Source organism: Paenibacillus taichungensis (assembly GCF_050994985.1).
Lineage (GTDB): Bacteria > Bacillota > Bacilli > Paenibacillales > Paenibacillaceae > Paenibacillus > Paenibacillus taichungensis.
In genome coordinates this window covers 3992899-4008447 of record NZ_CP194720.1, presented here as the reverse complement: position 1 = coordinate 4008447, position 15549 = coordinate 3992899, and the positions used below count along the sequence as shown (strand labels likewise).

Sequence of the window (15549 nt, the reverse complement as noted above, 5' to 3'; positions counted from 1 at the left end):
ATCATTGAGAATCAGTTTAGAATTATTCTAAAGTGATTCTTGCTTTGGAGATTGGAGTACAGGAGAAATTCAGGGGAAGCCCTGTTCAGATATTAATAGGTGCTTTTTCGTTTTCGACAGTAAACATCAATTTAATCAATGGAGGGAAACAATACACATGGCTACGAATTTCGTCATTGAAGGTCTGAAAGCGACGATCGAAGGTAAGGAAATCCTGAAAGGCATCAACCTGGAAATGAAAGGTGGAGAAATCCACGCAATCATGGGTCCTAACGGAACTGGTAAATCAACACTGGCTTCAGCACTTATGGGGCACCCTAAATATGAAGTAACAGACGGTACGATTACACTTGACGGTGAAGATGTACTGGATATGGCTGTAGACGAGCGTGCTCGTGCAGGTCTGTTCCTGGCTATGCAATACCCGAGTGAAATTGCTGGTGTAACGAATTCCGACTTCCTGCGTAGCGCAATCAACGCACGTCGTGGTGAAGGTAACGAGATCTCCCTGATCAAGTTTATTCGCCAAATGGAAGGTAAAATGAAAGAACTTGATATGAATCCTGAATTTGCTCACCGTTACCTGAATGAAGGTTTCTCCGGTGGTGAGAAAAAACGGAACGAGATTCTGCAAATGATGCTGCTTGATCCAAAAATCGTAGTACTCGATGAAATTGACTCCGGTCTGGATATCGATGCTCTGAAAATTGTGGCAAACGGTGTAAACGCAATGAAGAGCGAAGATCGCGGCTTCCTGATCATCACTCACTACCAACGCCTGTTGAACTACATTACTCCTGACTATGTACACGTAATGATGCAAGGTCGTATCGTGAAGTCTGGCGGACCTGAACTGGCACACCGTCTGGAAGCTGAAGGATATGACTGGGTTAAGGAAGAGCTGGGAATCACAGACGAAACTGTAGGTCAAGCGTAAAGACAAAACGGAGGAGGATAATCAATGACTACACAAACAATTCTTCCGGTTGAATCTGAAGCGCTTCGCGCCTTGTCGGAAAGCAACAATGAACCCGGCTGGTTGACCGAGCAGCGTCTCGAAGCCCTTAAGCTAGCAAGTGGGCTTGCGCTTCCCAAACTGGAAAAACAAAAAATCGAACGCTGGAATGTCAGCGAGTACGGCACATACAAAGCTAGTGAAGCGATTGCTTCCCTTGAGGAAGTACCAGCTTCCATTAAAGATCTGGTTAAGGACCAAGCGGAAGGCAGTCTGGTTATCCAGCGTAATTCCGGTACGGTATATTCCAAGTTGTCTGCTGATCTTGCAGCAAAAGGAGTTATCTTCACAGATCTGGCTACAGCAGTTCGCGAACATAGCGATTTGGTAAAACCATATCTGAATACGGCTGTAAAAGCAGATGAGCATTCCCTTGCTGCACTGCATGCAGCACTTTGGAACGGTGGGGTATTCCTCTATGTTCCAAAAAACGTAGAGATTGAAGTTCCGCTGCAAGCAGTACTGCTCACAGATGATGCTACTGCAACATTTGCACCACACGTGCTTGTCGTTGCTGAGTCCAACAGCTCCGTTACTTATGTGGATAACTATGTATCTGGCGAACTGTCTTCACCTGTGTTCCATAACGGTGTTGTGGAAGTATTCGTGAAAGCTGGTGCCAAAGTCCGTTTCGCATCAGTTCACCAACTGAGCACAAGTGTTACTGACGTATCTTTCCGCCGTGCAGTGGTGGAGAACGACGGTTCGATCGAGTGGATCGTTGGTGAGATGAACAACGGTGATACTGCAAGCAACACGATGACGGTTCTTAAAGGGAACGGCTCAAGCTCCGATTCCAAAGTGATCGCAGTAGGTTCCGGTTCCCAAAAACTGAACTACACAACAGAAGCTCGTCACTTTGGCAAAAACACGCCAAGTCAGATGATTACACGTGCAGTTATGCGTGAAGAGGCTTCTGCGATCATTAACGGAATCACGAAGATTGAGAAAGGTGCTACCAAAGCGGACGGACAGCAAACAGAGAAAGTACTGATGCTGAGCCCGAAAGCACGTGGAGACGCCAACCCAATCCTTCTCATTGATGAGGATGATGTAACAGCAGGTCACGCGGCTTCTGTAGGTCAAGTCAATGTGGAGCAAATTCATTACTTGATGTCGCGCGGGATTAACCGTACGGATGCGGAACGCCTGATCATTTACGGCTTCCTGGCTCCGGTGGTGGCGGATATTCCTCTGGAAGCACTGCGTACCCAATTGCAGTCTCTCATCGAACGGAAACTGGGACAATGAACCCGGCTATCCGCGAGCAGTTCCCGATCCTCCACCAGGAAATCAACGGACACCCGCTCGTATACCTAGATAACGCAGCGACTTCCCAGAAGCCGCTGGCTGTAATCGAAGCGATTAAACATTATTATGAATATGAGAACTCCAATGTGCATCGTGGTGTTCATACGCTTGGAAGCCGTGCAACGGATGCTTATGAAGGCGCACGTGAAAAGGTTGCCAAGTTTATCAACGCACGCCGCACACAGGAGATTATTTTTACCCGTGGGACAACGACCGCTCTGAATTTGGTGGCTTCGTCCTACGGACGCTCAGTTTGCAAAGAAGGCGACGAAATTGTTATTACGCAGATGGAACACCATAGCAATCTGATTCCATGGCAGCAGGTAGCCAAAGAAACGGGTGCGACACTGAAATACATTCCGCTTCAGCCGGATGGCAACATTGATTTGGCTGATGTGGAGAAGACGATTACGAACAATACTAAAATTGTAGCAATCGCTTATGTATCCAATGTTATGGGTGTTGTTCATCCGGTAAAACAAATCGCTGAAATTGCACACCGCAAAGGTGCTGTCATTGTTGTGGATGGCGCACAGAGCACACCGCACATGAAGGTGGATGTGCAGGATCTGGACTGTGATTTCTACGCATTATCCGGCCATAAAATGTGCGGACCAACCGGGATCGGTGCACTTTACGGCAAAAAGGCGCTGCTGGAGTCCATGGAGCCGGTTGAGTTCGGCGGTGAAATGATTGATGATGTGGGTCTCTATGAATCCAATTGGAAAGAGCTTCCTTGGAAATTTGAAGGCGGAACGCCGATTATCGCAGGTGCGGTTGGATTGGGCGCTGCTATCGATTTCCTGGAGCAGATTGGCATGGATGAGATTGCTCATCATGAAAGTGTGCTGGCAGCTTATGCAACGGAACGTATGGCCGAGATTGACGGACTGACCATTTATGGACCAGCCAAGCGTCATGTTGGAGTGGTTACATTTAACCTCGGTGATGTACACCCACATGATGTGGCAACTGTGCTGGATGCGAGTGGAGTAGCCATTCGTGCCGGACACCACTGTTGCCAACCGCTGATGCGCTGGCTTGAAGTCAGTTCAACAGCTCGTGCCAGTTTCTATCTATATAATAACGAACAAGATGTGGACCGGCTTGTCAGCGCCTTAATCCAGACAAAGGAGTATTTTGGCGATGCAACTTGATGATCTGTACCGGCGTGTCATAATGGACCACTACAAAAACCCGCGGAACCGCGGAACGTTTGATAATGAAGCTGTCACGGTGAATTTGAACAATCCAACGTGCGGCGACCGGATTTCACTGCAACTTTTGCTGAAAGACGGAATCGTTCAGGAAGCCAAGTATACGGGGGAAGGTTGTTCCATCAGCATGTCCTCGGCATCAATGATGACGGAGGCAGTCAAAGGCAAAACGATGGATCAGGCACTCGACATGGCTAACCGTTTCTCCTCACTGATGAAAGGGGAAGAAGTCGATTTCGACGATTATGAAGATCTCGAAGCCCTATCCGGTGTGAACAAGTTCCCTGCACGCATCAAATGTGCCACATTGGCCTGGAATGCACTACGCAAAGGAATTGACGAAGAGGACAATGTACAATAACGATAGGGAGGTAGAGCAAGATGGCTAAAAAAGCACCAGAAATGGAAGAGTATAAATATGGTTTTCGCGACGAACACAAATCCATCTTTCAAACCGGTAAAGGTCTGACTGCAGAAGTCGTTACGGAGATTTCCAAAATCAAGAACGAACCGGAATGGATGTTGGAATTCCGTTTGAAATCCCTGAAACAATTCGAAAAAATGCCGATGCCTAAATGGGGCGGAGATCTCGACGGATTGGATTTCAACGATATTCAGTACTATGTTCGTCCTTCTGAAAAACAAGGGAAAACATGGGAAGAGGTACCTTCCGAAATCAAGGAAACTTTTGATAAACTGGGTATCCCTGAAGCGGAACAAAAATTCCTCGCAGGTGTATCGGCTCAATATGAGTCCGAAGTTGTTTACCACAACATGCAAAAAGAATTGGAAGATCAGGGCGTAATCTTCATGGATACGGATACTGCACTTAGAGAGCATCCGGAAATCCTGCGTGAATATTTCGCAACCGTTATTCCACCAGCAGATAACAAATTTGCTGCATTGAATAGTGCGGTATGGTCCGGAGGAAGCTTCATCTACGTGCCTAAAGGCGTAAAATGTGAAGTGCCTCTGCAAGCCTACTTCCGGATTAACTCCGAAAATATGGGACAATTCGAGCGTACACTCATCATTGCGGACGAAGACAGCTTCGTTCACTATGTAGAGGGTTGTACAGCTCCAATCTACAGCACGAACTCACTGCATAGTGCGGTTGTTGAGATCATCTGTAAGAAAAATGCCCGTGTTCGTTACACAACGATTCAAAACTGGGCACCAAACATCTACAACCTGGTTACTAAACGTGCCGTTGCTGAAGAAAATGCAACGATGGAATGGGTCGATGGCAACATCGGTTCCAAACTGACGATGAAATATCCAGCAGTTGTACTGAAAGGCCGCGGAGCTAAAGGTTCGGTTCTGTCCATCGCTGTAGCTGGTAAAAATCAGCATCAGGATGCAGGTGCGAAAATGATTCACTTGGCTCCAGATACAACATCAACAATTGTATCCAAGTCGATCAGTAAACATGGTGGTAAAGTAACCTACCGTGGTCTGGCTTCCTTTGGTCGCCAAGCGGAAGGTGCAAAATCCAATATCAAATGTGATACACTCATTCTGGATAATGAGTCCACATCCGATACCATTCCTTACAATGAAATCATGAATGATAACATCATGCTGGAGCATGAAGCTACGGTATCCAAAGTGTCCGAAGATCAACTCTTCTACCTGATGAGCCGTGGTTTGACTGATGCAGAAGCAACACAGATGATCATCATGGGCTTTATTGAACCGTTCACGAAGGAATTGCCGATGGAATATGCGGTAGAGATGAACAGATTGATCAAGTTTGAAATGGAAGGGTCTATTGGTTAATCCACCTGCCCTAGCACGTTTCGAAAACGTCGATTTTGATTGTGGCGAAGTTATGCTGAATCAGTTTCACGTGATCTATATACAGCATCAAGAAAGATCGAGGGAGTTTATTCCTCGATCTTTTTTTATTGCAGTAAAAAACATACTTGAATGCTCTATCTGGGTTTATTTGTAATGAAATAGGATCAATAGCACAAGCCATTTACTAGATTTAAGCATCTAATGATAGAAAAGGATGTGAATACATGAGCATAAATCCGTTTAAGGGATATCGGATTACAAGTTCATTTGGCTACCGAATCCATCCTATTTCTGGCGGCCAGACATTTCATCGCGGAATCGATCTCGTCACAGAGCCATGGAATGGCCCCATCCATGCATTTATGGACGGGACTGTACGCTTTGCTTCGGAAGGTGCTACAGGCTCAGGATTCGGCGGCTACGGGCTTACGGTTGCGGTAAAGGATCATAGGGGCTACTTACATTGTTATGCTCACCTTTCCCGAATTGCAGTGAAAGTTGGACAGCAAGTAAAACAAGGGCAGCTTCTTGGCAATCAGGGAAGTACAGGTGAAAGCACGGGTCCGCATGTGCATTATGAGGTACGCAAAACGAGCTCCCCTTCGTATGGATACACGGCTAGTGAGAATGGTGTTGTTGATCCAGGAATCTACTTGCAATCTGAATATAGTTCAACGGTTGAAGGACAGGAGGGAACCCCAATGACGACGGAGGAAAGAGAGCGGTTAACAGCGATGGAGAAGATGCTGGAATCCCAGTCGGCCTGGATCCAGCAGCAGAAAAACATTTCAAGTATGGCTTGTCCGTCCTGGGCTGAGGAAGCTTATCATTATTACCAATCGTATATAAATAACGAAACAGGTAGTTATGACTTTTGGAGATTGCTTGTCATCATGTATCGCAAGGAGAAGGGCATTAAGGTCTCTTCCGCTTCCTCAAGTTAACAGGCAAAGCAGGCAGATAACTATTTATTGAATGTTGCCAGTTCGCCCGGTTCATCCATACGCAAACGTCATATGTTAGGGTATACCTGATGAAGAGGAGGCAATCACATGAGCGAAGTTGGATATGGCTGTGGTGGCAACGTAGGCGGCGTAGGCGGATACAATATGTTCACTAACACAGGTGCGATTTTGGTACTGTTCATTCTGTTGGTTATCATCACTAAAGCATTCTGCGTTTAATCGGAATGAACGATTAATAATAAAACAAAGGGAAGCCTTAAGGGCTTCCCTTTGTTTACATGTAAAGCATGTAAACGTGACATGTTCTCTCTTGAATTTGATTACTCTAACTGCTGCTGTGCATAACTGAATGCTAATGCTTACTGGATATAAATTTCAACGATAGCTACATCTCTTTCCTTTGCTAAATCAATGAAGGCTGTAGAGGTCTGAACGAGTGGGCGGAAGTAATCCGCAGGGTTGTTCAAGACAATCAGACCGGTTTCGCCGGTCGTGAGCAGAACCCTTTTGCCAATAAAATTGGGTAGCATATGTTTGATGAGTTCCTGCGTAACTTCAGCATTCAACTGACCGAAACTGAGGCTGTACAATTCGCATAGCACGGAGATTAGTTCTTGCTTGGTCTGATACACCCGAGTGGTCGTCATCGCGCTGTAAACATCGGCTACAGCCGTTATACGGGCAAATGGATGTATCTCGTCACCTTTCAGTCCATGAGGGTAGCCGCTTCCATCCTCGCGCTCATGATGCTGGAGGGCAACGGTTGCAAGGATCTCGTCCTGAGTGGACTCTTTAACAATCTCATAACCATATAACGTATGTTTCTTCATTTCTTCGAATTCTTCGGGCGTTAATTTGCCCGGCTTATGTAAAATTTCAGAAGGAATCTTGGACTTGCCAATATCGTGAAGATATCCTGCTTTGGCTACAGTTAGACACTCCTCAGGGTTGTATCCCATCCAGCCGGCAATATAAAAAGCGAGCATTCCGACTTGTAAGGAATGGTTGTAGGTGTAGTCGTTATCTCCGTCAAGCATCAGCAGCAAGGAGACAACGTCCTTTTGTTTTTCAAGTTGTCCCGTTAAGGTTATCAAAATTTCATCGACCTGAGTCTCATCAATAAAACCCTTCTCCATGGCTTGTTCAAATAGAGATTCTGTACCTTTGATCGTATCGTTAAACAGGTTAGTTAACAGACGGGTTTGATCGGAAGGTAAGGTTTGTGCATCAGAGTGTAGGTCAGATGTTGTATGTTCTACATCTGCGTAATCGATTCCGTGCTGCAGCAGCTTGGCAATATCATCGTCGCTGAGTGTGGAACCTTTCATCAGCATGTGGAGACCCGAACTGTTGTACACATCATTTTTTAACAGGTCGCCAGTTTTAAGATCAGTAACATGCACTCTCACGTATAAACCACCTTTTCCTCGACTAATATCGACATATATGATTATAATAACAAGAAAAAAATGGGTTGACAACGACTTATTTACTAATTTCATCACCTTTTGGACAGGTCGAATGACTAGTTAATTAATTGTCTGTGGGGTTCCAGGGTCCTAATTGATGACCTTTCCACTCGGAACCATCTTCCCATATTTCTTTTTTCCAGATGGGCACATTCTGTTTGAGTCTTTCAATCGCGTAACGGCTTGCGTCGTAACAGTCACTGCGATGAGGGGAGGAAACGGCAATAACGACGCTGATCTCTGCTACGTCTACCTTCCCAATCCGATGGCTAATCGCACATTTTACGCCTGGCCAGCGTTCAGTAATTTCATTACCGATAGCTGCCATCTGAGAAAGTGCCATAGGTACATAGGCCTCATATTCAAGATGAACCGTTCGTTGCTGTCCGGTCATTTCGCGGGTGGTGCCAACAAAGGTAAGGGCTGCTCCATGGTTTGCAGTGATGACGAGCTCCGTTGTAGCTTCCACGGACAGTGGGGACTGGGTGATCAGGAATAATCCATCATCCGTACGATGCTCAGGATGGGATGAACGATGTCCGTCACCATTCAAATGGGTACCATCTCCTCCCGATACAGGGGGAATTAAGGCAAGTTCATCCTGAGCCTTGATTATAATATCGGCAGAAGCATACTGCTGGTTCACTGCCAGAAAAGAAACACGTATTTGATCTGCCGCTTCAGGATAAGCAAGGCCCAGTTTTTCTTTTAATTGCACAGGAGTTGGATCCGTTCCGGGGTATTCATATTCAAGCAGGGATGTGCCCAGACGTTCAGCGATTCCTGCAAATAGTTGAATTGTTAATTTCATGGAAATTACTCACCTCTTTTTAATCTCTAAACCCTATAAATATATCATAACGACGCGGAAAATGTTATGCTTATCCATTAGAGGAATGTACGTTATCGACGATAAGAGGGAGGCGGTGTGATGAGCACCAAGAAGGCGCAAACATTAACGATTCTACACACCAATGACATCCATAGTCATTTTGGCTCCATGAGCTCCATCGCCGCCATGATTGGACATGAGAAAGAACAGGCTGGAGAATTTCTGGTCGTGGATATCGGAGATCATATGGACCGGATGGCAGTTGAGACGGAGGGAACCCTAGGGGCGGCCAACGTGGATATCATTAATCTGACCGGTTATGATGCGATAACGATCGGGAACAACGAAGGACTAACATTTACACCCGAACAACTGACGCAGTCATATTCTGGACTTCTGTGCCCTGTTGTTTGTGGAAATGTTGTGGATCAGGCTACGGGCCTGCCACCAGTCTGGATGAAATCCTCTCTCATATTGGAGAAGGGGCCATTTCGCATCGGCTTGCTTGGTGCTACAGCACCCTTTACTGCCTTTTATGAATTGTTGGGTTGGGATGTATTGGACCCAGTAGAGACGCTGCGTGAGCAAGTTGGAGCTTTACGTTCTCAGGTGGATGTAGTCGTTATCTTGTCCCATCTGGGGCTTTCCACAGATCGCAGATTGGCCGAACAGATTCAGGGCATCAATGTCATTCTGGGCGGTCATACACATCATATACTGGAAGAACCTTTAGTCATTGGTCAGACGGTGCTTGGAGCGGCAGGAAAGTTTGGCCAGTGGCTGGGTAAGGTGGTACTGGAGCGGGAATATGAAGCGAATGAACTTACACTGGTGAGCAGCGGCTGTGTTCCAGTCCAGAACATGTTGCTCGAAGAAAGCGTGTCGCTGGCTATAGATACACACCGGACGGAAGCTGAGCGTTCGCTGGGCCAAACAGCCGTTATTACGGATAGGACGCTGACCATTGATTACGATCATGAGTCTCCGTTTGCGTCTTTGCTTGCCCAAGCAGTTCGTCAATTCACTGGAGCACAGCTGTCTCTGGTTAACGCGGGGCAGCTTCTTGGAGATCTTCCGCAGGGGAATATCACAAAGGGAATGTTACATTCCCTATGTCCATCTCCCATTAATGCCTGTACAATATGCTTGAATGGAATTCAAATTCGGGAAGCTCTGGAGCAGTCCCTGTTGTCAGAGTTTTCACGTAAACCGATTATCGGATTTGGATTTCGCGGTGAGATTTTAGGAACATTGTGCATGGATGGAATGGATGTGGAGTATGATCCCCATTCGCCTCCATACGAGAAAATTCGTGCCATATATATTGGGGGCGAGCCGATGCGCGATGAACAAGAATATGTCGTAGGAACACTCGACATGTTTACGTTTAACGTAGGTTATACGTCCCTTGCTCTTGGAACGGATACAGCGTATCGACTTCCTGAATTCATACGTGATCTGCTCGAATCGGAACTAAAAAGGCCAGGGGCGCTGGATGACAGCCTGCGGTCCCGTTGGCATGAAATCTAACAAGTTACTTGCCTTCTGCTGAAGCGGCGGCTAGTGGAAATTACATCTACGGAGCGGGAGAGGATAGGCTGTGCGTTTAGTACATATAAACCTATTGCAGCCTGGCATGAAGCTGGGGAAACGAATTTATAGTGAAGAGGGTTTGGTGCTGCTCAGTGAGGGAGTAGAGCTGACCAGTCGGTTGATTGGACGTCTAAAGGACCTGGGGATTGGATATGTGTATATATCGGATGCAGCAACAGAGGATATCATTATTCCGGATATGCTGCAGGAAGAGACTAGGCGCAGAGCGCTAGTTGAGATCAAACAGCAGTTTCAGAGCATGTCGGGTCTCAAAACCAAAAGCCGAATCCCACACTTCGGAAAAGCACTTAGCGGATTAATGAATACGATTCTGGAGGACATTGGCAGTCAAAAGGAAGCGATGATTATGCTGATGGATATGAACGCCAGTGATTTTGATCTGTATAATCATTCACTTAATGTATGTGTGTATACGCTGGTTCTTGGTGTGGCATCAGGCTATACTCGGCAGCAGTTAATGGAGATTGGACTAGGAGCTCTGTTGCATGATATCGGTAAAACGCAGATTGCTCCAGAAATTCTGCACAAGCCGGCCAAATTGAGCGATGAGGAATTTAAAATCATACAGCAGCATACTACATATGGACATCGTATTCTCAAAGATGAACCGGGTATACCGCTCCTTGCTGCCCATTGCGCATTACAACACCATGAACGGATTGATGGCAGCGGCTATCCTTTTGGTTTGAAAGACAAAGAGATTCATGAGTACGCCAAGTGGCTGGCCCTTGCCGACTCGTATGATGCGATGACAACCAATCGGGTATACAAACAAGCTTTGCTGCCACATCAAGCTGTGGAAGTATTATACACGGGTTCAGGGACTTTATATGAACAGCGAATGCTGGAGAAATTCCGTGATTGCGTAGCCATTTATCCCTTAGGTATCTCCGTCACGCTGAGTACAGGGGAGGTCGGGGTTGTTGCAGACATCCATACGCGCGTTCCGCAACGACCACGCATTCGTGTTCTCAAGGATGCAGACGGCCAGACATTAAGTGCACCCTACGAGATCGATCTGTCCACAGCGTTGTCTGTTATGATTACAGGCGTTGAAGGTGTGGAAGACGCTACGCCAGCTTCAGTACGTGGCGAATTATTTTGATAACCTGACGTCAATGGATAATGGGTAACGCTCATATTGTAATATCAGGACCGAGCCGGCCTGATATTACACGGGCGTTTTTTGTCATGTAATGGACAGAGCATGCTCATGCCAGAGCACAGGAAATTGTGCTATGATTAAAGATAACTCCAAAAGTTGAAGACGGGGTATGTTGTAAATAAAACTTTTTAGGTTAATAAAAGGAATAAGGTGAAGAACAATGACCATGCTAAACTCAGGATCGGTAGAACCGATGCCTTTATCGCCGACTAATGATCCTTGGGATCCGATCGGCTCTTTGCGTACATATGGACGCCATGTGCTGACCAGTGTAGAAATGACCGTGACTCATCTGTGCAATATGCGCTGCGAGCATTGTGCGGTAGGAGATATGTTAACGATGCGCGAAGCACCTGCGCTTCCGCTGCCTTTGATGCTTAAAAGGCTGGATGAGGTTGAGCACCTTCAGACGATTAGTCTGACGGGTGGTGAGCCGAGCTTTAGCCAGAAGACCGTGGATGAGATGATCATTCCGCTCCTCAAATATGCCAAGGAACGGGGCATTCGTACCCAGATCAACTCGAATCTGACGCTGGATTACCGTCGCTATGAGCAACTTCTGCCTTATCTGGACGTAATGCATATCTCATTCAATTATCTGAATGCCGATGATTTTCACCAAGTCGGGTTTGCCAACAGTGGTAGACCTGTAAAGCGGGAAGTTGCGGTGAAGATGTATGAGAAAATGATTGAAAATTCCCGTAAACTCAGTGAAGCGGGCATGTTTATCTCTGCGGAGTCCATGATTAATTTCCGTACCCATGACAAGCTTGAGGGCATTCATCAATTGATCCGTGAGATGGGCTGTGTCCGTCATGAAGTGCATCCGATGTATAATTCGAATTTTGCTTCTTCGCTGCCGGTACTTTCCCTTGATCATATGAGAGCGGCTATTCATCGTTTGTTGGATGCGCGTGACAAGGATATGTGGATGCTGTTTGGTACACTTCCGTTCTTCGCATGCAGTGCAGCAAAGCAGGATCGTGAACTGATTAACCGCCTGTATAGCGAGCCTAAAGTCACGGTTCGTAATGATCCCGACGGTCGTAACCGCGTTAACGTCAACATGTTCACCGGGAACGTGTATGTGACCGATTTTGCCGACATCCCGGCGTTTGGCAACATTCGTGACCGGAAGCTGGATGATGTATTCCATGAGTGGTCAGCGGAACATCCCTTGAATCAGACAGTGAACTGTCATTGTGATGCTGCTTCTTGCTGCGGTCCGAATCTGCTAGTGGCAGATATGTATTATAAAGGTGTGGATTTCAAATCGAGAAAAGCAATTACACGTTGATATTCCAGGTGTATTCCTGAAATAGATAGAAAAGGGGAGTTTCGACTTGGGTATTCATACCGAATTTCATCTTGGGCAGTTGGTATTTAATCTGGTCTGTGTGTTTCTGCTCGTATTTTTGAATGGCGTATTTGTCGCAGCGGAATTTTCTCTGGTCAAAGTTAGACAAACACGCCTCACTCAATTACAGAGTGAAGGGAATAAGTTGGCTGGTTATGCCCTGAAGGTGAATGGTAAATTGGATGCCTATCTATCGGCAACCCAGTTCGGAATCACGTTGACATCGCTGGGGCTTGGTTGGCTCGGTGAACCGGCCATTTCCGAATTACTGGTCGAGCCTCTGATGTTCAAGCTTGGTGTAGCAGATACAGGACTTATATCCACGGTATCGGTCATCATCGGTTTCTGTATCATTACGTTTTTGCACATTGTGCTGGGTGAGCTTGCGCCCAAATCTCTGGCAATCCAAAAAACAGACGGAGTGGCTTTGCTGCTATCGGCACCGTTGCTGTTATTTTATAAAATTTTCTTCCCATTCATCTGGGTACTGAACGCGTCAGCCAATGCACTGCTGCGATTGGCAGGCATTGAACCCGCCAGCGAAGGAGAGGCCCATTCGGAAGATGAGCTTCGAATTTTGATGAAGCAAAGTGCGAAAAGTGGCGTCATCGATAAGGATGAAATCAAACTGATGGATAACATCTTTGATTTCTCGGATATGCTGGCACGTGAAATTATGCTGCCACGTACGGATATGGACTGTCTGTATACTCATATGTCGCTGGAAGAAAACCTGAAAATCATTAATGCAACGAAGCATTCCCGTTATCCTGTGGCTGTTGAGGATAAGGATGAGATTATCGGATTTATCCACATTACCGATCTGCTTCTTGCTGAACCTGACCAGCAGCATGATCTGGCTGCGCTTGTTCGTCCGATTCTGAATGTTCCTGAATCGATGGAGATCAGTCATGTACTTCGTCTGATGCAGAAAAAGCACTCCCAGATGACACTGGTGGTCGACGAATATGGCGGTACAGCGGGCTTGCTGACTGCTGAAGAGATTTTGGAAGAGATCGTTGGCGATCTGTATGATGAGTTCGAAGACGAACGTCCGCATATGGAGCGCAGTGGAGAAGCCTTTTCCATTGATGGTCGCTCCCTGATTGAAGAGGTTCATGAATGGACCGGTGCTGTCATTGAGGATGAGGAAGTCGATACGATTGGCGGCTGGCTGTTCAAGGAATTGGAAGGCAGCGTGGTCAAAGGTAAAACACGGGAGCAAAACGGTTATGTCTTTGAAGTGGAAGAATCCACCCGTCTCCGAATTACCAGAGTGAAGGTATATAAGCGACCTGATCCTGAAGAAAATAAGGTCGAAATAGGAGAACAGGAACCAGGTTCGATGCAGGATGATCGTGAACGTGACAGGGACTGAGTATTGATGAAATAATCATTGGGCACATAGCCTCCATATCAAATGAAGTGACCTTTGGACACTGCCCAGCGGGGTAAGTCGTTCGAAGGTCTTTTTTTGCGTTCAGCTAAATATGGGATTAACTTGGGGGACAGCGACATATGGTTATAGAGACGGGAAATGAAAGCTTGGAATGAAGCGATGTCGAATGTACCAAATCAGTGATGGAGGAGGCGTTGTTCTGTGTCAGATCCGCAGCTTCGTGCTTACGCCCCTTTTGTGGGGCCGTTTGATCCATGTCCACCGAAGACGATTCGGACGTACCTAGTTCCTCCGCAATTGTTTATCCCATTTCAGCCGATGGGCTGGCCGCAGTTCAGTCCCGCAGAAGCCTTAAGAGTTGGAACGTTGTGGCCTGCTTTATACAGTCCTTATACACCTGCGAGCTCGAAGGGAAGGAAGGTGGAAGCAGATGGAACCTGAAGCGCCTAAAGCCTGTGATGCAAAATACTATGAGCTGCTGGAGGAACTTCAGGCACTCGATTTTGTATTGGTTGAGTTGAATCTGTATCTGGACACCCACCCGGGCGACTATCAAAGCATCGAGCAATACAACAAATTCAGCCAGGAGCGGATGAGGGTGGCGCATGAGTTTCAGCAATTGTACGGACCTCTGATGAATTTTGGGCATGCTTTCTCCAAATATCCGTGGGAATGGTCCCAGACGCCATGGCCTTGGCAAGTATGAGATAACAGCCTCGGGTTTCCTTGCAGACGTTCCAGGCTAGGAGCTCGAGGGATCGTAACAGGTTGAATTTGATTTTATAGAGGAGGCGTCTGCATGTGGGTGTATGAGAAAAAATTGCAATATCCCGTTCGGGTTAGCAAATGTGATCCTCATATGGCGAAATTGCTGGCGGAACAGTATGGGGGCGCAGACGGAGAACTGGCGGCTGCCCTGCGGTATTTGAACCAGCGGTATACGATTCCGGACAAGATTATCGGGCTGTTGAATGATATAGGAACCGAGGAATTCGCTCACTTGGAAATGATTGCAACAATGATATATAAATTGACAAAAGATGCATCGGTGGAGCAACTGGAAGCAGCGGGGCTTGGTCCAAACTACGCACAGCGTGACTCTGCACTGTTTTATACCAATTCTTCCGGTGTGCCATTTACAGCAGCCTATATTGCCTCGAAGGGAGATCCTATCGCGGATTTGTACGAGGATATTGCAGCGGAAGAGAAGGCACGGGCTACATATCAGTGGTTGATCGATCTTACGGATGACGTTGATCTACAGGATAGCCTCAAGTTTCTGAGGGAACGGGAGATTGTGCATTCCTTGCGTTTTCGTGAGGCAGTCGAGATTCTGAAGGATGATCGGGAGACGAAGAAGATTTTCTGAAAAGGACAACATATTGTTCTCATTGCCGTTCTCTGT

Annotated in this window: 16 protein-coding genes; 14 read left to right on the top strand and 2 right to left on the bottom strand. The window is 46.6% G+C overall.

Translation table 11 applies throughout. The features are described from left to right. Positions 1-157 precede the first annotated feature (157 nt). The 7 genes from sufC (at position 158) to ACR1R9_RS17785 (ending at position 6527) form a co-directional block, all read left to right on the top strand. Positions 158-937: a Fe-S cluster assembly ATPase SufC gene (sufC, locus tag ACR1R9_RS17815; protein ID WP_062320002.1), complete on the top strand. Its 780-nt coding sequence runs from the start codon at positions 158-160 to the stop codon at positions 935-937. A gap of 24 nt (positions 938-961) precedes the next feature. After that, positions 962-2266: a Fe-S cluster assembly protein SufD gene (sufD, locus tag ACR1R9_RS17810; protein ID WP_099854760.1), complete on the top strand. Its 1305-nt coding sequence runs from the start codon at positions 962-964 to the stop codon at positions 2264-2266. Continuing rightward, complete coding sequence (locus ACR1R9_RS17805; RefSeq protein WP_099854758.1) at positions 2263-3483, top strand: cysteine desulfurase; 1221 nt, start codon at positions 2263-2265, stop codon at positions 3481-3483. Before sufD ends, ACR1R9_RS17805 begins: the two co-directional genes overlap by 4 nt. Continuing rightward, entirely contained in the window at positions 3473-3904 is a 432-nt protein-coding gene (gene sufU / locus ACR1R9_RS17800) for a Fe-S cluster assembly sulfur transfer protein SufU (protein ID WP_063564289.1), read from the top strand. The genes ACR1R9_RS17805 and sufU overlap by 11 nt, the downstream gene beginning before the upstream one ends. Positions 3905-3924: 20 nt before the next feature. Next, entirely contained in the window at positions 3925-5322 is a 1398-nt protein-coding gene (gene sufB, locus ACR1R9_RS17795) for a Fe-S cluster assembly protein SufB (RefSeq protein ID WP_062319997.1), read from the top strand. Between the two features lie 245 nt (positions 5323-5567). Further along, entirely contained in the window at positions 5568-6287 is a 720-nt protein-coding gene (locus ACR1R9_RS17790; RefSeq protein ID WP_433923088.1) for a M23 family metallopeptidase, read from the top strand. A 108-nt stretch (positions 6288-6395) separates the two neighbouring features. Beyond that, positions 6396-6527 (top strand): YjcZ family sporulation protein, encoded by a 132-nt coding sequence (locus tag ACR1R9_RS17785; RefSeq protein WP_208642727.1) that lies wholly within the window; start codon positions 6396-6398, stop codon positions 6525-6527. A gap of 140 nt (positions 6528-6667) precedes the next feature. Here ACR1R9_RS17785 and ACR1R9_RS17780 read toward each other — a convergent pair whose 3' ends face one another. Continuing rightward, positions 6668-7717 (bottom strand): HD-GYP domain-containing protein, encoded by a 1050-nt coding sequence (locus ACR1R9_RS17780; RefSeq protein WP_076289852.1) that lies wholly within the window; start codon positions 7715-7717, stop codon positions 6668-6670. A 124-nt stretch (positions 7718-7841) separates the two neighbouring features. Beyond that, positions 7842-8588 carry a molybdenum cofactor biosynthesis protein gene (locus tag ACR1R9_RS17775; RefSeq protein WP_099854754.1) on the bottom strand — a complete coding sequence of 249 codons (747 nt, stop codon included), beginning with the start codon at positions 8586-8588 and terminating at the stop codon, positions 7842-7844. A gap of 120 nt (positions 8589-8708) precedes the next feature. Here ACR1R9_RS17775 and ACR1R9_RS17770 point away from each other — a divergent pair, with 120 nt between their 5' ends. From ACR1R9_RS17770 to ACR1R9_RS17740, 7 genes are all read left to right on the top strand, one after another. Then, positions 8709-10139, top strand: a complete 1431-nt coding sequence (locus ACR1R9_RS17770) for a bifunctional metallophosphatase/5'-nucleotidase (protein ID WP_433923089.1) — start codon at positions 8709-8711, stop codon at positions 10137-10139. A gap of 70 nt (positions 10140-10209) precedes the next feature. Then, positions 10210-11328: an HD-GYP domain-containing protein gene (locus tag ACR1R9_RS17765; RefSeq protein ID WP_099854750.1), complete on the top strand. Its 1119-nt coding sequence runs from the start codon at positions 10210-10212 to the stop codon at positions 11326-11328. Between the two features lie 220 nt (positions 11329-11548). Then, positions 11549-12685, top strand: a complete 1137-nt coding sequence (gene yfkAB, locus ACR1R9_RS17760; RefSeq protein WP_433923090.1) for a radical SAM/CxCxxxxC motif protein YfkAB — start codon at positions 11549-11551, stop codon at positions 12683-12685. A 52-nt stretch (positions 12686-12737) separates the two neighbouring features. Continuing rightward, positions 12738-14123 carry a hemolysin family protein gene (locus ACR1R9_RS17755; RefSeq protein WP_373561707.1) on the top strand — a complete coding sequence of 462 codons (1386 nt, stop codon included), beginning with the start codon at positions 12738-12740 and terminating at the stop codon, positions 14121-14123. Positions 14124-14345: 222 nt separating this feature from the next. After that, positions 14346-14585 (top strand): spore coat associated protein CotJA, encoded by a 240-nt coding sequence (locus ACR1R9_RS17750; protein ID WP_076289847.1) that lies wholly within the window; start codon positions 14346-14348, stop codon positions 14583-14585. Continuing rightward, positions 14575-14850, top strand: a complete 276-nt coding sequence (locus tag ACR1R9_RS17745; RefSeq protein WP_063564297.1) for a spore coat protein CotJB — start codon at positions 14575-14577, stop codon at positions 14848-14850. The genes ACR1R9_RS17750 and ACR1R9_RS17745 overlap by 11 nt, the downstream gene beginning before the upstream one ends. Positions 14851-14943: 93 nt before the next feature. Then, on the top strand, positions 14944-15513 hold the full coding sequence (locus ACR1R9_RS17740; RefSeq protein ID WP_099854743.1) for a manganese catalase family protein: 570 nt from the start codon (positions 14944-14946) through the stop codon (positions 15511-15513). Positions 15514-15549: the final 36 nt, after the last annotated feature.

Bases quoted from the DNA above. Each gene is read 5' to 3' on its own strand.
- ACR1R9_RS17805 (WP_099854758.1), top strand. From the start codon at position 2,263: ATGAACCCGGCTATCCGCGAGCAGTTCCCGATCCTCCACCAGGAAATC.
- sufD (WP_099854760.1), top strand. From the start codon at position 962: ATGACTACACAAACAATTCTTCCGGTTGAATCTGAAGCGCTTCGCGCC.
- ACR1R9_RS17790 (WP_433923088.1), top strand. From the start codon at position 5,568: ATGAGCATAAATCCGTTTAAGGGATATCGGATTACAAGTTCATTTGGC.
- ACR1R9_RS17770 (WP_433923089.1), top strand. From the start codon at position 8,709: ATGAGCACCAAGAAGGCGCAAACATTAACGATTCTACACACCAATGAC.
- sufB (WP_062319997.1), top strand. From the start codon at position 3,925: ATGGCTAAAAAAGCACCAGAAATGGAAGAGTATAAATATGGTTTTCGC.
- ACR1R9_RS17775 (WP_099854754.1), bottom strand. From the start codon at position 8,588: ATGAAATTAACAATTCAACTATTTGCAGGAATCGCTGAACGTCTGGGC.
- ACR1R9_RS17745 (WP_063564297.1), top strand. From the start codon at position 14,575: ATGGAACCTGAAGCGCCTAAAGCCTGTGATGCAAAATACTATGAGCTG.
- ACR1R9_RS17740 (WP_099854743.1), top strand. From the start codon at position 14,944: ATGTGGGTGTATGAGAAAAAATTGCAATATCCCGTTCGGGTTAGCAAA.
- ACR1R9_RS17785 (WP_208642727.1), top strand. From the start codon at position 6,396: ATGAGCGAAGTTGGATATGGCTGTGGTGGCAACGTAGGCGGCGTAGGC.
- sufU (WP_063564289.1), top strand. From the start codon at position 3,473: ATGCAACTTGATGATCTGTACCGGCGTGTCATAATGGACCACTACAAA.
- sufC (WP_062320002.1), top strand. From the start codon at position 158: ATGGCTACGAATTTCGTCATTGAAGGTCTGAAAGCGACGATCGAAGGT.
- yfkAB (WP_433923090.1), top strand. From the start codon at position 11,549: ATGACCATGCTAAACTCAGGATCGGTAGAACCGATGCCTTTATCGCCG.